Origin of the sequence: Paraburkholderia sp. SECH4, from assembly GCF_030511745.1 — a bacterium.
GTDB lineage: Bacteria > Pseudomonadota > Gammaproteobacteria > Burkholderiales > Burkholderiaceae > Paraburkholderia > Paraburkholderia madseniana.
On record NZ_JALOCP010000015.1, the window covers coordinates 1 to 22,500 of the forward strand.

The window sequence follows — 22,500 nt, forward strand, 5'->3', positions numbered from 1 at the left end:
TACAGGTCGAACGCCCCGTATACAAGCCCTTTCGGGCTTAAGTTGAGAGCATTGCCCCGCACAGGGGCAACGCTAATAGACCACTAGCAATTCAAGGAAACGCCAACACCCCGGGCAAACAGACAAAAAGCGCCGCGAAGGCAAACACGTTAGCTCGGTTTAACAACAACAGTACAAGTAATCCCCGCAGCAAGCACAACCCCATCAGGCACAGAATCAATCTTCACCCGCACGGGCACACGCTGTGCCAACCTCACCCAATTAAAAGTCGGATTCACATCAGCCAGCAGCTCACGGCTTTCGGGATTATCCCGATCATAGATCCCACGAGAGATGCTCTCGACATGCCCTTGAAGGGTGCCACCGCTCATCAACCGAACTTCGGCCTTATCCCCGATACGCACATGAGGCAACTTGGTCTCTTCGAAGTAGCCGTAAACCCAAAAAGAATGACTATCAACAATCGCCAGCTTAGCTGACCCAGCAGTAGCATAATCGCCACGAAACACATTCAAATTAGTGACATACCCATCAACCGGCGCCACCACGCGAGTGCGCTCCAGATTCAACTTAGCAGCATCAAGCGAAGCCAAAGCCTGCTGATAAGAAGCCTCAGCAGCAGAAGCAGTATGAGTCGCATTCTCACGACTCTCTTTAGACACAACCAAAGCATCCATATCCGCCCGCCGCTGCGCATCATCCCGCTTCATCTGCAACTCCGCCTTCCGCGCAGCGACAGCAGCTTCCGCCTGCTCAACAGCAATCTGATAATGCGAAGGATCGATCTGCATCAACAGATCCCCCTTCTTGACCAGTTGATTATCCTTAACAGGCAAATCCACAACAGCGCCGGAAACATCAGGCGCCACATTCACAATCTCAGCGCGCACGCGCCCATCACGTGTCCACGGCTCATCCATGTAATGAACCCACAACACACGCCCAATCAAAATCGCGACAATAAAAATAACGGTTGTCGCGACGAAGCCCACAACATTTCGGATGGTCATGTTTCGACTCTGATCAACGATAAACGGCGAGACCCAGCACGCCGCACACACACACGAGCAAGCTGGCCCGGAACAAGGACGGATGCCACACCACGCGATACAGGCCCGTATAGGCGATCACGCGGTCCAGCACCCAGGTAAGCGCGGCGCCCGCGACAAACAGCAGCACGATGGCCGGCACGTAGGCGTCGAAAACGGCGATATCACGTGGCATGACGAACTCCTTCTGACGCGTCGGCACGTCCGCTCATCAGCGGTTCAAGCGGCGATTGCGGATCGAGCAGCGCGGTACGAATGAAATGCAGTTGACTCAGAATGCGTTGCAGCCGATGCCGATCCTCACGCGGTGGCGTGAAGGTGGCGAGCATCAGTTGGACTGCGGCAATCGCATCGGTGGTAGCGGCGAGCGCGCGGTCGAAGCGGTCCGCACGCGGCCGTTCGAACAGCGCGGTCACCGCATCGCGCATCGCACGCAATGTGACGCGCCACGGCATTGACTTCGCGTAGCGCGCGTCGCGGGGCAACGCCGCCACTTCGCCGCGCAAGTCGATCATCGCGTTGCCCACTTCGAGCACCGAGAAGAGCCAGCGCAAGGTGTCGCGTTTGACCTCGGGTTCGTTCTGCGCGAGCGCGTTGATCTGGGACATCAGATCGCGTGCACCGCTCTCGAAGCGTGAACGCACCCGGCGCATGCCCGCGCGGCTCGCCAGCGTCACCTGGCGGCGCAAGTCCATCAGCAGACGGTTGCGCAGCCAGGGCGTCGACGGCGGTAGCAGCACGGCAAAGGCAATCGCGCACACCAGCATCGACAGCACCAGCGCAATCGCATCGTTGATGGTGCCGCTCGGGTCGTAGTGAATCAGGTTGTCCGGGCCGGCGAGGAAACAAAAGAAGATGCAGTAGCCGACGCCGTAGCCGGCCAGCGCGGGCCGCGTCGTCATGAATACGCCGAGCAGCAGGAACGGCGTGAGCGCAGCGCACAGCAGCGGAAAACCGTCGATGTGCGGATACACGCCGTACACCGCGATCATCCCCATCACCGAGGCGACCAGCGTGCCGGCGGCCATCTGGAACGCCGTGCGCTTCGGATTCGGCGATGCTGACGCCAGCGCGCAGACCGCCGCGGCATCCAGCGTCAAGGTCGAGCCGCTCGGCCAGGCGGTCGCGATCCAGAACGCGCCGAGCACGATCATGACGATGGCCGCGCGTAAGCCGGCGACGCCCGCGGCAATTCCATTCGTCTTCGGTTCGTAACGCTCGATCCAGCGCTCACGCTCGTGCGTGTCGACGGCAAGCGATGCATAGGTGGCCGCGTACGCGTGCAGGTCGTCGATGAAGCGATACAGCAGTTCGGCGCCGGTGTCGAAGTCGAGCAGCGGTGCGTCCGGCTGCGTTTCCAGTGCGGCGCGTGTTTCGCGCACGCGCTTGGGCAACTCTGCTTTGTATGCGTCGAGTTGCGCGGCGGCGTGGGCGGCATCCGTGGCGCTCAACACCGGTTCGCCGGATTTCGCGAGCAACGGCGCGATTTCCTTGAAGTACGGTTCGAGCGCTTCGACCGCGACCATCGCGCCGCTCGTGTGCGTATCGCGCAGCCGGTTCATCAACTGATGCAGCGCGTGAAAGCGTGTCGAGGCGGTCATGAACTCGCTGTTCAGACGCGCCAGACGGCCGCCGCGCATCCGCGAATCGGGACCTTCGAACACGGCGACACTGCGCGCGGCTTCGAAACCGACGATGTCTGCGACAAAGCCTGCATTGGTCGCTTCGATCTGCGCACGGTCGTTGCGGCCGGCCAACGAGGCCGACACATACTCGACGAACGCCGAGAAACGCGCACGCACGGTGCTGCGCATCTGCAAGCCGGCGAACTGCGGAAACACGAGGCCACTGACTGCGCCCGCGCAGACGATGCCGACCACCACTTCGGCCACCCGCGTGAGCGCGCTGAGAAACGCGCCATCCGGGTGCTGTGAGGCGGGAATGCCGATCAGCGCGGCGGTGTAGCCGGCCAGTACAAAGCCGTACGACTTGAAGTTGCGATTACGCGCGGCACCCGCGGTGCAGATGCCGACCCAGATCGCAGTCATGACGATGAACAGTTCCGGCTGCTGCGCAAACAGGCCGATCAACGCGAGCATCACGACGAGGCCGACCAGCGTGCCGCAGATCCGGTAGAAGCTCTTGGCGAACACCATCCCGCTTTGCGGCTGCATCACGATGAACACGGTGGTCATCGCGGTGCGCGGCTGCGGCAGGTCGAGTTTCATCGCGATGCCGAGCGCGAGGAAGCAGGCGGCGAGCGCCTTGAACAGATAGACCCACGTGAGGCCGTCGGTGCGGGCCCAGTCGGCGGCGGCCGAGTAGAGCGCGGCGAACGATGACGCGCGCGAGGCGGGGGAAGGGGAGGCTGACATGGTCGGCTTCCTTACTCAGCCGCGCTGGCGTTGACGTTGGCGGAAGGGTGGCTTGTGCTTGCCGCCGCGTTGCTCTTACCCTTCCCATGCGCCGGCAGCGTCTCGTTCGCCTGTGGGCCGTTGGCTGGTTCGTCGAGTCCACCACCCAAAGCCGTGACCAGCGACGCATGCGCGCCCAGCCGCTCCGCCTGAATCTTCGCGACGCCTTCCTGCGCGTGCAGCAACTGGCTTTGCGCGATCAGCACGTTCAGATAGTCGGTCAAACCGCGCCGATAGCCTTCGCGCGCGAGGTCGTAGTTCTTGCGCGCCGCTGCGACCGAGCGGTCTGCGTCTTGCGCCTGGGTTGCGAGCGAACGGATCCGGATCACCTGGTCGGAGATGTCCTTCAGCGCGCCGACGATCGACTGGTTATAGCTGTCCACCGCCTCGTCGTACCCTGCCGACGCCGCGCCGAGCTGCGAGCGCAGACGCCCGCCGTCGAAGATCGGCAGCGACAGCGCCGGCCCCGCGCTCCAGCTATGCGACGGGTCCTTCAGGAACTGGAACAGCGGGCCCATTGCGGCATAGCCGCCGATCGACGCCAGCAGGTTGATGTCCGGATAGAAGTTGGCCTTGGCGACGTCGATGCCGCGCGCTTGCGCCGCAACCGTCCAGCGCGCCGCGACCACGTCCGGCCGATGGCCGATCAGATCCGCGGGCAGCGCGCTTGGCAGACTGGCGGGTGCGTTGTCGAGCGAGAGCGTCGGACGCTGGATCGCATCGCCCGCGCCCGGACCCTTGCCGGCCAGTGCCGCTAACTGGTTGCGGCCGAGCGCGATCTTTTCCTCGAGCGCATCGATCTGGCGTTCGTATTCCGGCATCGGCGTTTCGGCCTGGCTCACTTCGAGCTGGGTGCCGATGCCGCCTTTCAGACGCCGGTTCGCCAGGTCGACGATCTGCTGCTGTTGCTGCAGCGTGGACTTGGCGATATCGAGCAGCGCGTAGTTCATCGACAGCTCGATGTACGTACGCACCACGTTGCCTTCCAGTTCGAGCTGGGCGGCGCGGAAGTCCGCCGCGCTTGCATGAGCGGCGTCGAGTGCACGTTCCGCGGCGTTCTTGTCCTTGCCCCAGAGATCGAGGTTGTACGACAGACCCAGCGTGGCGGTGTTGTTCCACGACTGCTGGCCTGCGAGCGGGCCGGGGCCGTAATAGAGGTTGTCGGCCCATTTCTGACGCTGGATCGACAGGCTGCCGTTCACCTGCGGCGACAGCGCCGAACGGGCGACACCCGCCATCGACATGGCCTCGCGCACGCGCGCCTGGGCGACGGCGAGACTCGGGTTGCTCGTCTGCGCGGCTTCGATCCACTCATTGAGCTGCGGGTCGTTATAGGCGCGCCACCAGTCGGTGGCAGGCCATTGGGCGTCCGCGTTGGCGGCCCGGATGGCGTTGCCCACGTCGAGCGAAGAGGGCTCCACTCCGCGGTCCTGCGGCGCGATGCCTCCGGTACTGGCACAGCCGGCGATTGTTAATAGGATCGTAAGAACCGCGGCTGCGGCGACCCCTTTCTGTACCGGAGACTGCACGATTTCCTCCAAAATTGGCTATAGAAGCATGTGCGTCATTATATTTTTTGATTGATTGGGGAATAACCGGTAAAGATGCAAGGGATTTTTACGCAATATGAGACAATCGCCTTTGCGAATCGTGTAACAATCGCTGCGGATCACTGGCAACTATGTTGCAACTTATGTTGCATGGGACCGGAGTAAGGGCTGAAGCACTAACTCCGGATCGACAGGAAAAAGTATGGATACGCTTCAAAACATGCGCGTATTTGTCCGCGTCGTCGAAGCGGGCAGCTTCACGGGTGCCGCGCAGCACCTGAACACGACCACGGCGTACGCGTCGCGCGCGGTTTCCGATCTGGAAGCGCATCTGCGCACGCGTCTGTTGAACCGCACCACGCGCCGTATCGCGCTGACCGAGGCGGGTGAGCGCTATCTGCAGCGCTGCGAACAGATCCTCGCGTACGTGGATCAGGCGGAAGCGGAGGCCGGCGATGCCCACGCGCGTCCGTCCGGCAAGCTCAAGGTCCACGCGATGACGAGCTTCGGCCAGCACTACGTGGTGCCGGCGGTGGGCCGCTATCAGCAGCGCTATCCGGACGTGCACATCGAGCTGACGCTCGCGCAGCGCATGCCCGATCTGCTCGACGAGGGTTTTGATGTTTCGCTGACGCTGGCAACCGGCCTGCCGGATTCGGGGCTGGTGTCGCAGCGGCTGGGCAGCGCGTTCAGCATCGCGTGCGCGTCGCCGGCTTATCTGGAGCGGCACGGCGTGCCCCAAACGCCCTCCGACCTCGCGCGCCACACTTGTCTGCAAATGGTGACGCCGATATTCCCGACCGACAAATGGATCTTCGACGGCCCGAATGGCGAAGAAACCATCGCCCTCGGCCCGGCCACCTTTCAGGTGAATGTCGCCGAAGCGATGGCGGTTGCGGTGAGTAGCGGCATGGGGGTCGGATTGATTCCGATCTACTCGGCGATTAGCGGTCTGCGCAGCGGTGACCTCGTCTGGCTGTTGCCGGAATACACGTCGCAGGAAATGAATCTGTATGCGCTGTATCCGTCCCGGCAGTATCTGGACGCAAAAATTCGTACCTGGGTCGAATTTCTGCGCGAAGAACTGCCCGTCACGCTGGCCGTCGATCAGGAAGAGTTGCGCCAGTTCGCGCGCAGTTGAATCGGCGGTACGCCGGCGGCTGACCATTGTTGACGGTTCCAGCGAGCAGTGGCGTGACAGTCTGTTACATAAGTGCCGCGCCGCAACATTTCCTTACTTCTGCGCCGGGGTCGATTTGCTAACGTGTGGTTCATGCGCTGCCGCATTCAGCCGGACGCGTTCAATTGGCCGCTGTTCGGCAAATCGCAAGATCCGCAACAATCGCAACAATCGAAGGACGAGGAATTCATGGATACGCATCTGATGATCGGCGTGGCCGTCATGCTGGGACTGATCGGAATCGCCGCATCGCGCGATCTGCTGCGCCGCCTGCGCGACCAGCAGCCGCAACTGGTGCCGATCAAGGTCGAGCGCTCTGATCTGCAGGGGCAACGACGCGATCGTTGAGGCTGGCCGGCGCGCCGGGGTACTGGGCGCGAAGCAATTGAGCTTGCTGTTGCATTTTTTCGGCGTGCCCTGCGCGTGCGTTGCCGCGCGGTTGCGGTCCGGCTGCCGATTAGTTTCGATCCGCGCTCCGCACGTTCAGTGCAGCGCTTCAATCAGACCCGGCTCGTCATTGAGCGTGCGGTCTACCTCCGGGCTCACCCGGTGCCAGCGGAACCGCGCGGCGGGCAGGCAGGCGCTGCGAGCGAGCTGCTCGAGTTCGTCGAACTGCAGGGCCGGATCCAGCCATCTGCGCGCCGCCTCCGGCGCGAATACCAGCGGGCGGCGGCCGTGTACGTCGATCAGGCCCGCGTCGGCGGTGGCCGTTACGATCACCAGTCCCATGCCTTCCGTTTGCGGTTCCGTGCCGCGTACGCTCGATAGCGCCGCGAGGTACATCGGCGCGTCGCTTTTCAGGTGCACGAAGTAGGGCTGGCGGACCGTTGCCTCGGCTTCCGCCGGGTTATCCCCGTGCGATGTTCCGGGCGCCGCTTCCATGCGCCATTCGAACCAGCCGTCTGCCGGCACCAATACCCGCCCGGTTTTCCACAGATCTTTGAAGTAGCGCGTATGCGGCGCGGTTTCGGCGCGCGCGTTGATTGTCTGCGGCAGATGCTGCTCGCGTGCCCAATCCGGGCAATAACCCCAGTGGATTGCGTGCAGCGTCTGGTCCGGGTAAATCGCGAGTGGATGCGTGCCCGGCGCGAGGTTGTAGCCGGGGCGGCGGTCGGCGTCGTCGAATAGCATGAGCGGATCGGCGAGGCCGAGCTGCCGTGCGTACAGATGCGGATCGCGGTACTGGCTGATTCGACCACACATGAGCGGCCTCCGGAGATGACCGGGCTGGCGGGGTTGGCCGAGTCGAAGACCCGAATCCAACGACAACAACAGCGTAGTGCGTGGCGCCTGGCCGCGCTACCCAGATCGGCCCCAAGCCGACGCTATATCTCGACGACCTTATCCCACGCGAACTGCGGATTCTCCGGTTGACGGGTGCGCCGGTCGAGATAGCCGCGTGGATTGCAAACCACGCGCGTGCCGTTCACGGTGTAATCGAACGGCGTATGCGTATGTCCGTGAATCCACAGTGCAACGGGCGAGCGCACCAGTTCCGGCAAATGATTGACGAAACCGGCCGACACGCGGTCCTCGGCATAGCGCGCGGCCAGGCTCAGCCGATGCGGCGCGTGATGGGTGACGACGATCGTCTTGCCGTCGAACGGCTTCGCCAGCTCGCTTTCGAGCCACGCGCGCGCCCGCCGGTGCAGCGCGAGGGAATCGTCAGGGGTGAAGTCGCGCGGCGAGTCCTGAGTGTCGTGCGGCCAGTTCATCTGGATCAGGCCGCGGAAGTCGAGCATCGCGCGGCGCGATGCGTCGATGGACTCGGCGAGCGTGTCTGGATCCGCGCCGTATAACGCGAAGTCGGTCCATAAGGTGGTGCCGAGCACGCGCCAGCGGCCTTGCGGGTCGATCAGCGCGGCATTGTTCAGCACGTGCACGTTGTCGACTTGTGCCGCTGCGTCGTACAGCGCCGTGTCGAGCGCGCCGAATTCGCCGTCGTAGTACTCGTGATTGCCGGGCACGTAGACCACCGGCACGGCGCCGTCGAAAGTCTGCGCCGCCCAGCGCGGACCGGCCGCGTGATTGTGGATGTCGCCGGCCAGCACGATCAGGTCCGCTTCTGCATGCGGGACCAGTTCGGGCTCGTCGTTCTCCAGATGCAGATCGGACAGCACTCGAATCTTCACGACGACAACTCCTGCAATGGGCCTCGCACCAAACGGCGAAGGCTTCAAACCCTAGCGTAGCACCTTGCCCGGATTCATCAGGTTCAGCGGGTCCAGCGCGCGTTTGACGGCGCGCATCAATTGCACCTCGACGTCCTGCTTGTAATGCATCGCCTCGTCGATCTTCAACTGGCCGAGACCGTGTTCCGCGCTGATGCTGCCGCGATGCCGGTGCACGCTGTCGTAGACGAGCTGGTTGATCGGGTTTTGCCAGGTCTTGAGAAACGCCTTTGCGTCGACGCCCTCGGGCGCCTGCACGTTGTAATGCAGATTGCCGTCGCCGAGATGCCCGAACGTGACCATGCGCACGCCCGGCACGGCTTGCGCGATTGCCGCGTCGGTTTCCTCGATGAAGTGGCCGATGCGCGAAATCGGCACCGCGATATCGTGCTTGATGTTCAGCCCTTCCTCAGCCTGCGCGAGCGGGATATGTTCGCGCAGATTCCAGAATGCCCGCGACTGCGCGAGGTTTTCCGCGACTACCGCGTCTTCGACCAGGCCGTCTTCGAGCGCGGTTTCCATCAGGCGCTCGAATAGCCCACGCGCGTGTTCCTCGCTCTCGCTGTCCGACAGTTCCAGTAGCACGACTTGCGCATGCGGCTCGGCGAACGGATAGCGCATCTGTTCGAAATGCCGGCCCACCAGCCGCAGACAGAAATCCGACATCAGTTCGAAGCCGGTCAGCAGTGGTCCGGCGACGCGTTGCGTGAGCGAGAGGAAATCGAGCGCCGCATGCGGCGACGCGAGCGCGGCGAGCGCCGTGACGCGAGCGGCCGGCTGCGGATGCAGCTTGAGCACGGCGGCGGTGATGATGCCGAGCGTGCCTTCCGCGCCGATGAACAGATCGCGCAGGTCGTAACCGGTGTTGTCCTTGCGCAGGCCTCGCAGGCCGTCCCACAGTTCTCCTTGCGCGGTGACCACTTCGAGGCCCAGGCACAGCTCGCGCGTGTTGCCGTAGCGCAGCACGCCGGTGCCACCCGCGTTGGTGGCGAGATTGCCGCCGATCGTGCAGCTGCCTTCCGCGGCGAGGCTGAGGGGAAACAGGCGGCCGGCTTCTTCGGCATGCTTCTGTACTTCGGCGAGGATGACACCGGCTTCGACGGTGATCGTATTGTTGTGCGGATCGATGTCGCGCACGCGATTCAGACGCCGCAGACTGATCACCGCCTGCGCACCGCTTGCATCCGGCGTGGCGCCGCCGGCCAGGCCGGTGTTGCCGCCTTGCGGCACCAGCGCGATGCGATGTTCGACGGCAAGTTTGACGAGCGCCGCGACTTCGTCAGGCGTGGCCGGGCAGAGCACCGCGCAGGCCGCGCCGGTGTAGCGGCGGCGCCAGTCGGTGAGGTAGGGGGCGGTGTCGTGCGGGTCGGTCAGCACCTGGGCGGCGCCGATGGCGTCGCGGCAAGCGGTGAGGAAAGCGGCTTGAGTCATGTTGGTCGGTCAGGGTGTTCGGCGGATAGATTACGCGGGAGGTGACGTGAAAAGCGACGCGAAAGGCGCTGTTCTCATCGTGTGCCTCCCTCGGCCTGCCCGGTGTTTTGCTGTGCGTTCTCTTGTGCCGCCTGCTTTGCGGCCCGTTTCGCTGCCCGTTTTGCCGCGCGCTTGAACGGTGCGACATACGCGAGCGTGCAGACGAAGAAAACTACGGCGAGAGCGGCTTCGAACCAGCCGAGGCGGGCGCTCAGGCCACGGTCGCTCCAGCCGCGCACGACGCCCTCGGCAAAATACAGCAGGATCAGCATCGACGCCCATTGCAGCGTGTAAAGCCGGTGCCGCCACACGCCGGGCAGGGCGAGCAGCAGCGGCACGGCTTTGAGCACCAGCGCCGAGCCGCCCGGACGCAGCGGCGCGAGCCACCATTCCCATGCGACGGACAAGGCGATCAGCGCGAGCAAGGCGGCAGTGGCGCCGAAAGCGGCGGCGCGTTTTTGCTGCACAGGCAGGGCGGCTGCGTTCACGGCCGCTCGCTCATGGATGCCGCCGTGCGGGCAACGCGGGCGCCGAGGGCAATCGCGAGCGTTTTTTCGTCGGCGGAGATGCCCTGTTCGGCCGTGCCCGCGCGCGCGAAGTGTGACGCGCCGTAGGGCGTGCCGCCGGTTTGCGTAGTGGAGAGCGCGCTCTCGGTGTACGGGATGCCGACGATCAGCATGCCGTGATGCAGAAGCGGCAGCATCATGGACAGCAGCGTCGACTCCTGGCCGCCGTGCAAGCTGCCGGTGGACGTAAATACGCAGGCCGGTTTGCCGGACAGCGCGCCCGAAAGCCACTGCGGCGTGGTGCCGTCGAGAAAATATTTCAGCGACGCCGCCATGTTGCCGAAGCGGGTGGGCGAACCGAGCGCGAGACCGGCGCATTCTTCGAGGTCGCGCAGTTCGACGTAGGGCGGTCCTTCAGCGGGAATGTCCGGCTGGGTCGCTTCGCAGACGGTGGAAACCGCCGGCACGGTGCGCACGCGCGCCTGCATGCCGGGGACGCTGTCGACGCCGTGCGCGATCGCCAGCGCAAGCTCGCGCGTGGCGCCGTGACGGCTGTAATAGAGCACGAGAATGTCTTTCATAGGCCTCATCGGTGAGCGGGTATTATAGGGGCTGGGTCCGCCAGACAGGCCATCCATAGCCATTCGGCCAGGCCTCGCGCACGGTCGTGAAACACCGTTTTATGAAGCAGGGAGGTAGCGAGGTGGGTTTGTTGTCCAGGGTGCGTTTCGATCTCGACACGCTCAAACGGCTCGCGCAGTTTGCGGCGAAGCGCAGTAGCGAAGACCGCATTCCGCAGGTGGCCGGCAGCCTCACGTTCACCACCATGCTCGCGCTCGTGCCGCTCGCCACGGTCGCGTTCGCGCTGTTCACCGCGTTTCCAATTTTCAGCTCGTTTCAGATGTCGCTGCAGATTTTCCTCGCCGACCATCTGATGCCCGCGCAGCTCAACAGTCAGATTTTCGATTATCTGAATCAGTTCGCGTCCAAGGCCAAAGGCCTCACGACCATCGGCATGATTTTTCTGTTCGTCACCGCCGTCATGACGATGATGACCGTGGAATCTGCTTTCAACGTGATCTGGCGGGTGCGCAAGGCGCGGCCGATCGCGCAGCGCATCCTGGTCTACTGGGCCATCATCACGCTCGGTCCGATTCTGATCGGCGTGAGCCTGTCGATTTCTTCTTATCTGTTCACGCGGTCCATGGCGTTCACCACGGCCGTCCAGCATATTCCGCCGGTGATCGACTGGGCGTTGACCAGTGCCGCGCTGCCGTTGACGGCGCTCGCCTTCACGATGCTTTACGTGTTTCTGCCGAACTGCCGTGTGGAGTGGCGCGACGCGGTGATCGGCGGGGTTGCTGCCGCAATCGCCTTCGAACTCGCCAAGCGCGGCTTTGGCTACTACGTGCGCCGCATTCCGACCTATACCACGGTCTACGGTGCGTTTGCCGCTGTGCCGCTATTCCTGCTGTGGATGTACCTATGCTGGTTCATTGCGCTGGCCGGCGCGATGATCGCGTCGGCGTTGCCGGCGATCCGCATTGGCCAGTTTCACCGGCCGACTTTCGAGGGCAGCGATCTGTTCGATTCGCTTGAACTCCTCGCGCGGCTTTCGGAAGCGCGTGATGCGGGTAAGCGCGGCTACACGATGCCAGAGCTCTCGCGAATGCTTCGCCGGGAAATGGATACCACGATCAGGCTGCTGCAAAAACTCGAGGAGATCGAGTGGATCGCGCGCTTGCAGGACGACGACACGCGTGCGCACTTCTTGCTGCTGGCAAATCCGGCGCAGATCACGGTCGAGCGTCTGTTCGACCTGTTCGTGATCGACCGCGCGGAACTCGAATATCAGCTTGAGCTGAACTCTACGCGCGTGGATGGCCAGACGCTTCTGGCTGCGCTGGAAAACGACAAGCTGAAAGTGACGCTTGCTACGCTGTTGGCGGCGCGTGCCGCCGCACGGGCAACGCGCGCGCAGGAAAGTGAGCAGGGTACTTCTTCAATGCCGCATCAGGCTGCGTGAGCAGGCTGCACGAGCAGGCCGCCTGAAGCGGCGGCAAACCTACAGCGAAATTTTCCCCACGCAGATGTCCTTGAACATCACCCAATCGCCCATCAGGCTATAAAGCGGATGCCGGAAGGTAGCCGGCCGGTTCTTCTCGAAGAAGAAATGCCCGACCCAGGCAAAGCCATATCCGCAGATCACGGCAGCCGGCAGCCATAGCCAGTCACCGGTGGCGAGCGCCATGGCGAGGCAGCCGATCACGCCGAGCGAACCCACGAAATGCAGCCGCCGCGATACCGTGTTGCGATGCTCGCTCAGGTAGTACGGGTAGAACTCCGCGAAACTCGCGAAGTGATCGGTGTGCGCGGTTTGAGCCATCACGGCCTCCGAATGTCGACGCTACTCGATTCCGTGCCCGTCGCTCCCAAGTTGCTTCGCCGCGCGCGGGCATGCTCGGAACGCGCTCGAAACGGGACAGGCTTGACCCATTGTGCGGCTATCGGACCATGCGCGCAACCAGGCCATTCGGCCGATGGCGCGCCTCCACGTGCCCGGTTATCGTGACGCCTCGCAGTGACTATCGAACGCCGATTGGAACAGCACCTGCGGCCTTTGAGGCGAAGCTGAACAGCGCGTCGAGCGTGGCATCGGGCTGCTCGGTCATCAAGGCATGGCCGGCCTCGAGCGTGACAGTGTCGACCCGTGCGCCGGCTTGGGAGAGCGCGGCAGCGAGCGCTTTGGCCGCACGCGGCGGCGTCATCGCATCGCGCCGGCCCACGATCAGGCGCGTCGGGCAACGGACCTCCGTGGCGCGTGTGAGGCCGTCCGCGTAGCTATTGCAGGCGGTGAAGTCGGTGTGGAACAGGTGCGGCTCGCCGCTGGCCGAGACACGCTCCATCAGCCGCTGGTTCATGCCGTGCAGCCAGAAGCCCGGGCCGGGGCACGACGGCTTGGCGGCGAGCGTCGAATGCGACCATTGATTGACCATGTCGATTGCATCGGGCTCGCGGTGCAGGGCGGCGTCGAGCAAGGTGTCGGAGACAGCCATCGGCACGGCGGTGGCGAGCAGCGCCAGGTGCGTTACGCGCTCCGGATAGCGGCCGGCGAAGTCGAGGGCGATCAGCGAGCCCATGCTGTGGCCGGCCAAGAAGGCGCGCTGTACGCCCGCGGCGTCGAGCAGGGCGGCCAGCCAGTCGGCCATTGCGGTCACGGTGGTGAGCGCCGGGCCGGCGCTGCGGCAGTGACCGGGCAGATCGACCGCCAGCACCCCGAAGCCGTGATGGGCGAAGTAACGCGTTTGCAATGCCCACACGCTATGGTCATGCTCGGCGCCGTGGATGAACACCGCGGTCGGCAGGTTGGGGTCGAAGGGTTTGCCGCCGGTGTACGCGTAGGCGGGCTTGCCTTGAACGGTGAGGATCATGCGGACTCCGGGCGGGGTTTGGCGGCATCGGCAGGCGGGACGGATGGGTTGCCGTTTGCCGGAGCAGCGGATGAACTGACGGGGCCGGTTTTTGCCGTGCTTGACGGACTGGATGACCCACTCCCAGGCGCACTCGTCCCGCTCGCTTTCTGCGCGGCTTTCAGTGCGCGTTTGAGGTCGTCGATCAGATCGTCGGGGTCTTCAAGGCCGATCGACAGACGGATCGTACCTTCGGCGATGCCGGCTGCGGCGAGCGCGGCGGCGTCCATGCGGAAGTGCGTCGTCGATGCGGGATGGATGACCAGCGAGCGTGCGTCACCGACGTTCGCGAGATGGGAGAACAGCGAAAGCGCTTCAATGAAGCTGCGCCCGGCGGCGCGGTCGCCGCGCAGATTGAAGCTGAACACCGCGCCCGCGCCACGCGGCAGCAGACGCTTCGCGAGCGCATAGTCCGGATGCGACGGCAGTTCCGGGTAGGCGACGGCTTCGACGGCAGGGTGTGCGCTCAGGAATTCGACCACCTTGCGCGTATTCGCGACGTGCCGTTCCATGCGCAGCGGCAGCGTCTCGATGCCTTGCAGCAGTTGCCAGGCGGCCTGGGGATGCAGGCACGCGCCGAAGTCGCGCAAGCCCTCGCGGCGTGCGCGCAGGAGGAACGGCGCGACCGTGCTTTCCTCGGCGAACACCATGCCGTGAAAGCCCTCGTACGGTTCGGTAAATTCGGGGAAACGGCCGGAAGCGTTGAAGTCGAAAGTGCCGCCGTCCACGAGTACGCCGCCGATCGTGGTGCCGTGGCCGCCGAGGAATTTGGTCGCCGAGTGATAGACGAAGTCGGCGCCATGCTCGAATGGCTTGAGGAGATAGGGCGTCGTGAAGGTCGAATCGACGAGCAGCGGTACGCGGTGCTCATGCGCGAGCTGCGCCACCGTGGCGATATCGAGCACGTCGAGGCCCGGGTTGCCGAGCGTCTCGCCGAACAGCAGGCGCGTGTTCGGGCGCAGCGCGGCGCGCCACGCGTCGATGTCACCGGGTTTGACAAAGGCCGTCTCGATGCCGAAGCGATGCAGCGTGTAGTGCAGCAGGTTGTGTGAGCCGCCGTACAGCGCGCTGGAGGCGACGATGTGGGAGCCGGCGCCCATCAAGGTGGCGATCGCCAGATGCAGCGCGGCCTGGCCGCTGGCCGTGCCGATCGCGCCCGCGCCGTTTTCCAGCGCGGCAACGCGCTCCTCGAACACGGCCACGGTCGGATTCGAGATGCGCGAATAGACGTGGCCGGCGCGCTCCATATTGAAGAGCGCCGCGGCGTGGTCCGAGTCGCGGAACGAAAACGAGGTAGTCTGGTAAATAGGCGTGGCGCGCGCGCCGGTGGTGGGGTCGGGCGCGGCGCCGGCGTGCAGCGCAAGCGTATCGAAACGGTTGGCGGACATCCTGGGCGGCGAGGCCACGGACGGCCTCGCGAAAGGTGAAAGTGGCGGCCATCCTATCACCGGCATGGATCGCTTCAAGCGCGGTTTTCCCGCGGGTTGGCCAATGTGGGCGCGCTGAACGGCGCCGGGCCGACCTTGCAAACGCCCGTGGCGCCTTGGTGGGCGGGCCGCTTTCCTTTTATGGACCTTTCCGCTAGGATCGAAAGTCATTCAGGCAATATCAGCCTAGCGGGTATCACGGAGACAGATTATGCGAGTCAGCGACATTCTTAAAGTCAAAGGCAACACCCTTTTCACGGTCACGCCGGATACCACGCTGCACGACGCAGTCAATACCATGGCCGAGCACGATATCGGCTCGCTGGTCGTGATGGAATACGGCGATCTCGTCGGCATGCTGACGTTTCGCGAAATTATTCTGACCTTGAGCAAGCATGGCGGCAGCCTCGGTACCTCCACGATCCGCAAGTTGATGGACGACCATCCGCTCACCTGTACGCCCGAAACGGACGTCAACGAGGTTCGCCGCATGATGCTCGAGCATCACGTGCGCTATTTGCCGGTGCTGGAAAGCCGCACGCTGATGGGCGTGATCTCGTTCTACGACGTCGCAAAGGCGGTGGTCGAAGAGCAGGGCTTCGAAAACCGCATGCTCAAGGCCTATATCCGCGACTGGCCGGAAGAACCGCAGGATCAACAACCGGCGCCGCGTTAACTCACGCGCGGTGGCTCACCGCGGCGCTCGCGCCGTTGCCGTGAGTATGAAAATGCGATCAAGGCGCGCGCGAAAGCGTGCGCTTTTTTTGTGCCCGGCCCTTCCCCTTTGCTGCTCTCTTAGCCTGTTCTCCGAACCTCATGAGCGATCGTCCGTTACCTGCCGCCCGCCGTGCCGCCCGCTCCCACGAGACGCACGAGTCCCAGTTCCGCCTGCTCAGCCAGCGCCGCTTCGCGCCGTTTTTCTGGACCCAGTTTCTCGGCGCGATGAACGACAACGTCTTCAAGATCGGCTTCACGTCGCTCGTGACATACCAGGCGGCGCGTTTTTCCGGCGTCGATCCGAAAACCGCGGCGTTCCTGATCTCGGCGATCTTCATTCTGCCGTTCGTGCTGCTGTCGGCCACCTCCGGCCAGATCGCGGACAAGTACGACAAGGCGATGCTCACGCGCTTCGTCAAGAGTTTCGAAATCGTCGTGATGCTGATCGGCGGCACGGGTTTCTGGATGCATAGCGCGCCCTTGCTGTATCTGTGCACGTTTCTGATGGGCGTCCATTCGACCGTGTTCGGACCGGTCAAGTATTCGTATCTGCCGCAGCATCTGTCGAAGTCGGAACTGGTCGGCGGTAACGGCATTGTCGAGATGGGCACCTTCGTTGCGATTCTGATCGGTACGATCGTCGGTGGCGTGGGCGCGGGTTTCGTCGAGCATGGCGCGGTGGTGCTGGCCTGCGCCTGTGTCGGGATTGCGCTGGTGGGGCGGCTGGTGTCGAACTTCGTGCCTGTCACGGCGGCGCCGCAGCCCGATCTGCGCGTCAACTGGAATCCGGTCAGCGAGACGTGGCGCAACCTGAAGCTCGCGCGCGAAAACCGCACGGTGTTTCTGAGTCTGCTGGGGATTTCCTGGCTGTGGTTCGTCGGTGCGACTTTTCTGTCTTCGTTTTTCAGCTTTGCTAAAAACGTGCTGTCCGCCGATCCGGATGTCGTGACCGTGCTGCTCGGCACGTTCTCGATCGGCATCGGTCTCGGTTCGCTGATGTGCGAAAAGCTCTCGAAGCGGCGCATCGAAATCGGCCTCGTGCCGCTCGGCTCGATCGGCATGAGCGTGTTCGCGATCGATCTGTTCTTCGCGAGCCATGCGTTGCCGGCCGCCGGGCATCTGCTGAGCGTCGGCGAATTCCTCGTGCGGGCCGCCCATTGGCGCGTGCTGGCCGATCTGTTCCTGCTGGCCATGTTCGGCGGCTTCTATAGCGTGCCGCTCTATGCGCTGATCCAGAGCCGCAGCCAGCCGACCCACCGCGCGCGCATCATCGCCGCGAACAATATTCTGAACTCGCTGTTCATGATCGTCTCGGCGTTGATGGCGATGGGGCTGACCGCGGCGGGCTTCAGTATTCCGGCGATTTTCCTCGTCACCGCGCTGCTGAACATTGTCGTCGCGACGTACATTTATTCGCTTGTGCCTGAGTTTTTGCTGCGCTTTATCGCCTGGGTGCTGGTGCATACCTTCTACCGGATTCGCCTCGTGCATGCCGAACGGATTCCGGAAGAGGGCGCGGCTGTGCTGGTGTGCAACCACGTGAGCTTCGTCGACGCGATCGTCATCATGGCCGAGAGCCCGCGGCCGATCCGCTTCGTGATGGACCATCAGATCTTCAAGTCGCCGTTTGCCGGCTGGGTGTTCCGCCATGCGAAGGCGATTCCGATTGCGCCTGCCCATCAGGACCCTGAGCTGCTGACGCGCGCCTATGAGCGCTGCGCAGAGGCGCTCGCCGAGGGCGAGCTGGTCTGCATCTTCCCGGAAGGCAAGCTGACGAAGACCGGTGAGATGAATCCGTTCCGCCACGGCGTGACCGAGATCATTCGCCGCACGCCGGCGCCGGTGATACCGATGGCGCTGCGCGGGCTGTGGGGGAGCGTGTTTTCGCGCGCCAACGACGCGCGCTGGCCGCGGCCGATTCAGAAGGGCGTGATGAGCCGGCTGACGCTGGCGGTGGGTGAGCCGATCGATCCGGCCGAGGCGACGCCTGAGGTGCTGCAGCAGATCGTCACCGAGTTGCGCGGGGCGCGGAAGTAGGGCGGCCGGGACCTAGCCTCTTCAGGGCTGGCATAATAGTGCTTTCCCCGCATTTCTTTGGACGACGCCCATGTCCGGCAACACGCTCGGTACGCTTTTCACTGTCACGACCTTCGGCGAATCGCATGGCCCCGCGATCGGCTGCGTGATCGACGGCTGCCCGCCGGGCATGGCGCTTAGCGAAGCCGACATCCAGCTCGAACTCGATCGCCGCAAACCCGGCACGTCGCGCCATGTCACGCAGCGCCAGGAAGAAGACAAGGTCGAGATCCTGTCGGGCGTGTTCGAAGGCCAGACCACCGGCGCGCCGATCGCGCTGCTGATCCGCAATACGGACCAGCGCAGCAAGGACTACGGCAACATCGCCGACACCTTCCGTCCCGGTCACGCCGACTACACCTACTGGCAGAAATACGGCATTCGCGACTATCGCGGCGGCGGCCGTTCGTCGGCCCGTCTGACCGCACCTACGGTAGCGGCCGGCGCGGTTGCGAAGAAATGGCTGCGTGAAAAATTCGGCACTGAGATCCGCGGCTACATGGCGGCGCTCGGAGAGATCGACGTGCCGTTCGTCGACTGGTCGCATGTGCGTGAGAACCCGTTCTTCGTGCCGAACGCGGAGATCGTGCCGGAATTGGAAGCATATATGGACGCCTTGCGTAAAGACGGCGACTCGATCGGCGCACGCATCAACGTTGTGGCTTCCGGCGTGCCGGTTGGGCTCGGCGAGCCGTTGTTCGACCGTCTTGACGCGGACATCGCGCACGCCATGATGGGCATCAATGCGGTGAAGGGTGTCGAGATCGGCGCGGGCTTCGCCAGCGTCGCGCAACGCGGTTCGGTGCACGGCGACGAATTGACGCCGGAAGGCTTCGTCGGCAATCACGCGGGTGGTGTGCTCGGTGGTATTTCGACCGGACAGGACATCACGGTGTCGATCGCGATCAAGCCGACTTCGAGCATCCGTACACCGCGCCGCTCGATCGACAAGGCGGGGCAGCCCGTTGTCGTCGAAACGTTCGGGCGTCATGACCCGTGCGTCGGCATCCGTGCCACGCCGATCGCCGAATCCATGCTCGCGCTGGTGCTGATCGACCATGCGTTGCGCCACCGTGCGCAATGCGGCGATGTCGCCGTCAGCACGCCGAAGATTGCGGCGAGCGCGCCGTAAAGAGCGCTCTCTGAGCGTCCTCGTATTGCGTGCGGCCTCGTCTCAATGACCGATACGAACACCGGGCCGGCAGATAGCCAACTCGCGGACCTGCGCGCGCGTGCCGCCGCGCCGCACGCTGGCGCCGCGGACTGCCTCGCATTCGGACATTCGTTGCTGGAACGCGCCGGTCGCGACAAAGCCCTTCGGCGCGAGGCGCTCGCGGCGCTGGTGCGCGCTTACCAGCTTGATCCCTCCTGCGAACCTACGCTCGTTCACACCATCGCGCAGACGGCCTTCATCGTGCGCGACTGGTTGCTCGTCGACTCCGCCACGACGCTGTTGCTCGCGCAAAACGCCGAAGACGCCAACGTGCTGATCTGGCGTGCGGCAGCCGTGCAACAACGCAACGACTTCGACATGGCCGAGCGGCTACTGCGTGAAGCGGTACGTGTCGTGCCCGGCAACCCGGTGGCGCTTCACAAGCTCGCGTTGTGCATCAAGGAGCAGGCGCGGCTGGCTGAAGCGGAAGCATTGCTCAGGCAAGTGCTGGCGTTGTCGCCGGATAACATGCATGCGCTGTTCGATCTGTCGGAACTCGAAATCCGCACGGGACGTTTCGCCGAAGGCTGGGCGCATTACGAGTCACGCGTCGCGTTTGGCGACGATTTGAATAACGCGCAGCATGCGCTCGCTGCGATCAGCGCGTATTGGCAGGGCGAATCGCTGCAAGGCAAAACGCTGGTCGTGTACGGCGAGCAAGGTAACGGCGACTGCCTTTGGGCGGTGCGCTTTCTGCCGCTGCTGGCCGAGCGGGCGCGAAGCGAAGGCGGCCGGGTGATTTTCGGTCACGACGGGCCGTTGCGGCATCTATTCGAACGGATGCTGCCTGCTGACTTGCCGCTCGAAACGAGTCTTGAAACGCGGCCGGATTTCCATTGCGGGTTGATGAGCTTGCCGCTGCGGCTTGGCGTCTTCGATGCAACAGGGTGGGGCGCGCCGTATCTGAGCGCCGAGCCCGCGCGCGTGCAGGCATGGCGCGAGCGGGTTCATGCGCACACGGCCGGCAAGCCGGGCAATCGCAACGTCGGTTTAGTGTGGAACGGGAATCCTGAGCATATCCGCGATATGCGGCGGTCGGTGCCTGTCGAGCAACTCGAGCCGCTATTGAGCGTGCCGGGCGTGACCTGGTTTGCGTTGTCGCCTGGACGCAGCGAGACGGTCGCACAGTGGCGGGCCAAGGGGCTCGATGTTGTCGACCTGACCCACCATTTTCAATCCGGATTCGACGACGTCGCTGCGCTACTGGCGAATCTGGATCTGGTCGTCACGATTGATAGCGGACCCGCGCATCTGGCGGGGGCGCTCGGTGTGCCGACGAGTTTGATGATCGACCATGTGTCGGCATGGTTTTGGGGCGACGAATCGGGCACCACGGCCTGGTACGATTCTATTGAGCTCTTCCGACAGCCTGAGATTGGCGCGTGGGCGCCGGTGCTGGCTAAAGTGCGAGAGCGGATTGAAATGATGCGGGGCGTTTGAGCTTGTTGCTTTGCGGCGACGCTGGCAGTACGTATGCAATGGATGCCGCTTTGTTTTTACCTGCACGGAGCTTGTTTGCCTGCATGCCGTGCGCGGACAAACAAGCTCCGCGCACGGCAAACAAACACCGAATCACATATTCGGATAGTTCGGACCGCCGCCACCCTCAGGCGTCACCCAGACGATGTTCTGGGTCGGGTCCTTGATATCGCAGGTCTTGCAATGCACGCAGTTCTGAGCGTTGATCACGAGACGCTCGCTGCCGTCGTCGTTCTTTACGAACTCATACACCGCGGCCGGGCAGTAGCGTGACTCCGGACCGGCATAGGTCTGCCAGTTCACATTCACCGGCACCGAAGGGTCCTTCAGCGTCAGGTGAGCCGGCTGATTCTCTTCGTGGTTGGTGTTCGAAATGAACACTGAAGACAAACGGTCGAACGTCAGCTTCCCATCCGGCTTCGGATACGTGATCTGCTTGCACTGCGACGCAGGTTTCAGCATCTCGTGATCGGAATGCTGGTGATGCAGCGTCCAGGGCACGTTGCCGCCTAACAGCTTCTGCTCGATGCCGACCATCAGCGTGCCGAGGTACAGGCCCTTGCTCATCCACTGCTTGAAGTTGCGCGCACGATGCAGTTCCGTGTGCAGCCACGAGGTCTTGAACGACTCCGGATACGCTGTCAGTTCATCGCTGGTGCGGCCTGCCTGCACGGCTTCAAAAGCAGCCTCAGCCGCCAGCATGCCCGTCTTGATCGCCGCGTGCGAACCCTTGATCCGCGACGCGTTCAGGAAGCCCGCATCGTCGCCCACCAGCGCGCCGCCCGGGAACACCAGCTTCGGCAGCGACAGCAGGCCGCCCGCGGTAATCGCTCGCGCGCCGTACGACACCCGCTTGCCACCTTCCAGAATCGCACGGATCGCAGGATGCGTCTTGTAGCGCTGGAATTCCTCGAACGGCGACAGGTACGGATTCGTGTAGCCGAGGCCGACCACAAAGCCCACCACCACCTGGTTGTTGTCCATGTGATAGAGGAACGAGCCGCCGTACGTGTCGTTCTCCAGCGGCCAGCCAGCGGTGTGCATCACCAGACCCGGCTTGTGCTTCGCCGGATCGATTTCCCACAGTTCCTTGATGCCGATACCGTAGACCTGGGGATCGACGCCTTCACGCAGCTTGAACTTGTCGTTCAGTTGACGGCCGAGGTGCCCACGCGCGCCTTCGCAGAAGAGCGTGTACTTTGCGTGCAGTTCCATGCCGAGCTGGAAGTTCTCGGTCGGCTCGCCGTCCTTGCCGATCCCCAGATTGCCGGTCGCGACGCCTTTAACCGAGCCATCGTCGTTGTAGAGGATTTCCGCAGCCGGAAAGCCCGGGAAAATCTCTACACCGAGCGCTTCAGCCTGCTGACCCAGCCAGCGCGTGACATTCGCGAGGCTGATCACGTAGTTGCCGTGATTCTTGAAGTTGTCCGGCAGCGCCCAGGTCGGCACGCTCTTCGAACCGGTTTCCGTCAGGAACAGGAATTTGTCTTCGGTCACGTCCACGGTCAGCGGCGCGCCTTTTTCCTTCCAGTCCGGGATCAGTTCGGTGATGGCACGCGGATCCATCACCGCGCCCGACAGGATATGAGCCCCGATCTCCGAGCCTTTTTCCAGTACGCACACGCCAAGCTCGACGCCTTTTTCCGCCGCCAACTGCTTCAGGCGGATCGCTGCGGACAGGCCAGCCGGGCCGCCGCCGACGATCACGACGTCGTATTCCATCGACTCGCGTGGACCGTATTGCTCAATGAGACTTGCGGGGGTCATTGATGCTCCTC

Annotated in this window: 20 protein-coding genes; 7 read left to right on the forward strand and 13 right to left on the reverse strand. The window is 63.6% G+C overall.

All coding sequences use genetic code 11. From position 1 onward, the window contains the following. Positions 1-149 precede the first annotated feature (149 nt). From M0D67_RS20540 to M0D67_RS20555, 4 genes are read right to left on the reverse strand one after another with little or no spacing between them, the layout of a single operon-like run. Positions 150-1,010 (reverse strand): HlyD family secretion protein, encoded by an 861-nt coding sequence (locus tag M0D67_RS20540; protein WP_154559016.1) that lies wholly within the window; start codon positions 1,008-1,010, stop codon positions 150-152. Positions 1,011-1,023: 13 nt separating this feature from the next. Next, positions 1,024-1,224 (reverse strand): DUF1656 domain-containing protein, encoded by a 201-nt coding sequence (locus M0D67_RS20545; protein ID WP_054042269.1) that lies wholly within the window; start codon positions 1,222-1,224, stop codon positions 1,024-1,026. After that, entirely contained in the window at positions 1,214-3,424 is a 2,211-nt protein-coding gene (locus tag M0D67_RS20550) for an FUSC family protein (RefSeq protein WP_266239542.1), read from the reverse strand. Before M0D67_RS20550 ends, M0D67_RS20545 begins: the two co-directional genes overlap by 11 nt. An 11-nt stretch (positions 3,425-3,435) precedes the next feature. Next, the gene (locus tag M0D67_RS20555; protein WP_266239543.1) at positions 3,436-4,992 is read right to left on the reverse strand and encodes an efflux transporter outer membrane subunit; all 1,557 of its coding nucleotides are present in this window, start codon (positions 4,990-4,992) and stop codon (positions 3,436-3,438) included. 223 nt (positions 4,993-5,215) lie between these two features. Between M0D67_RS20555 and M0D67_RS20560 the strand changes: the two genes are divergently transcribed. Together M0D67_RS20560 and M0D67_RS20565 are read left to right on the forward strand one after the other, a co-directional pair. After that, positions 5,216-6,154, forward strand: coding sequence for a LysR family transcriptional regulator (locus M0D67_RS20560; RefSeq protein ID WP_154559019.1), 939 nt, complete (start codon positions 5,216-5,218; stop codon positions 6,152-6,154). Between the two features lie 132 nt (positions 6,155-6,286). Continuing rightward, positions 6,287-6,541 carry a hypothetical protein gene (locus M0D67_RS20565; protein WP_154559020.1) on the forward strand — a complete coding sequence of 85 codons (255 nt, stop codon included), beginning with the start codon at positions 6,287-6,289 and terminating at the stop codon, positions 6,539-6,541. 135 nt (positions 6,542-6,676) lie between these two features. On the opposite strand, the gene M0D67_RS20570 is transcribed toward M0D67_RS20565, so the two are convergent. The 5 genes from M0D67_RS20570 to wrbA form a co-directional block, all read right to left on the reverse strand. After that, a complete protein-coding gene (locus M0D67_RS20570) occupies positions 6,677-7,396 on the reverse strand; it encodes an SOS response-associated peptidase (RefSeq protein WP_171927663.1) in 720 nt (239 codons plus the stop codon). A 122-nt stretch (positions 7,397-7,518) separates the two neighbouring features. Then, positions 7,519-8,325, reverse strand: a complete 807-nt coding sequence (locus M0D67_RS20575; protein WP_171927664.1) for a metallophosphoesterase — start codon at positions 8,323-8,325, stop codon at positions 7,519-7,521. A 51-nt stretch (positions 8,326-8,376) separates the two neighbouring features. After that, positions 8,377-9,795: an FAD-binding oxidoreductase gene (locus tag M0D67_RS20580; protein WP_266239544.1), complete on the reverse strand. Its 1,419-nt coding sequence runs from the start codon at positions 9,793-9,795 to the stop codon at positions 8,377-8,379. Positions 9,796-9,869: 74 nt separating this feature from the next. After that, positions 9,870-10,307 carry a DUF2069 domain-containing protein gene (locus M0D67_RS20585; RefSeq protein ID WP_154559107.1) on the reverse strand — a complete coding sequence of 146 codons (438 nt, stop codon included), beginning with the start codon at positions 10,305-10,307 and terminating at the stop codon, positions 9,870-9,872. 11 nt (positions 10,308-10,318) lie between these two features. Further along, positions 10,319-10,921 (reverse strand): NAD(P)H:quinone oxidoreductase, encoded by a 603-nt coding sequence (gene wrbA / locus M0D67_RS20590; protein ID WP_115780521.1) that lies wholly within the window; start codon positions 10,919-10,921, stop codon positions 10,319-10,321. A 128-nt stretch (positions 10,922-11,049) separates the two neighbouring features. Between wrbA and M0D67_RS20595 the strand changes: the two genes are divergently transcribed. Then, positions 11,050-12,366, forward strand: coding sequence for a YihY family inner membrane protein (locus tag M0D67_RS20595; protein WP_171927698.1), 1,317 nt, complete (start codon positions 11,050-11,052; stop codon positions 12,364-12,366). Between the two features lie 39 nt (positions 12,367-12,405). Here the strand turns inward: M0D67_RS20595 and M0D67_RS20600 are convergent, their stop codons facing one another. The 3 genes from M0D67_RS20600 to M0D67_RS20610 form a co-directional block, all read right to left on the reverse strand. Beyond that, positions 12,406-12,726 (reverse strand): Mpo1-like protein, encoded by a 321-nt coding sequence (locus tag M0D67_RS20600; RefSeq protein WP_012433756.1) that lies wholly within the window; start codon positions 12,724-12,726, stop codon positions 12,406-12,408. A 199-nt stretch (positions 12,727-12,925) separates the two neighbouring features. Next, positions 12,926-13,771 carry an alpha/beta fold hydrolase gene (locus M0D67_RS20605; protein WP_154559024.1) on the reverse strand — a complete coding sequence of 282 codons (846 nt, stop codon included), beginning with the start codon at positions 13,769-13,771 and terminating at the stop codon, positions 12,926-12,928. Next, positions 13,768-15,198, reverse strand: coding sequence for an O-acetylhomoserine aminocarboxypropyltransferase (locus M0D67_RS20610; RefSeq protein WP_266239545.1), 1,431 nt, complete (start codon positions 15,196-15,198; stop codon positions 13,768-13,770). Before M0D67_RS20610 ends, M0D67_RS20605 begins: the two co-directional genes overlap by 4 nt. A gap of 250 nt (positions 15,199-15,448) precedes the next feature. Between M0D67_RS20610 and M0D67_RS20615 the strand changes: the two genes are divergently transcribed. From M0D67_RS20615 to M0D67_RS20630, 4 genes are all read left to right on the forward strand, one after another. Further along, positions 15,449-15,913, forward strand: a complete 465-nt coding sequence (locus M0D67_RS20615) for a CBS domain-containing protein (protein WP_054042287.1) — start codon at positions 15,449-15,451, stop codon at positions 15,911-15,913. Between the two features lie 140 nt (positions 15,914-16,053). Further along, a complete protein-coding gene (locus M0D67_RS20620) occupies positions 16,054-17,991 on the forward strand; it encodes an MFS transporter (RefSeq protein WP_266239546.1) in 1,938 nt (645 codons plus the stop codon). Positions 17,992-18,061: 70 nt separating this feature from the next. After that, on the forward strand, positions 18,062-19,162 hold the full coding sequence (gene aroC / locus M0D67_RS20625; protein ID WP_154559027.1) for a chorismate synthase: 1,101 nt from the start codon (positions 18,062-18,064) through the stop codon (positions 19,160-19,162). Positions 19,163-19,207: 45 nt separating this feature from the next. Beyond that, positions 19,208-20,683 (forward strand): tetratricopeptide repeat protein, encoded by a 1,476-nt coding sequence (locus M0D67_RS20630; RefSeq protein WP_266239547.1) that lies wholly within the window; start codon positions 19,208-19,210, stop codon positions 20,681-20,683. A 132-nt stretch (positions 20,684-20,815) separates the two neighbouring features. Here M0D67_RS20630 and M0D67_RS20635 read toward each other — a convergent pair whose 3' ends face one another. Beyond that, positions 20,816-22,489 (reverse strand): electron transfer flavoprotein-ubiquinone oxidoreductase, encoded by a 1,674-nt coding sequence (locus M0D67_RS20635; RefSeq protein WP_093643308.1) that lies wholly within the window; start codon positions 22,487-22,489, stop codon positions 20,816-20,818. Positions 22,490-22,500: the final 11 nt, after the last annotated feature.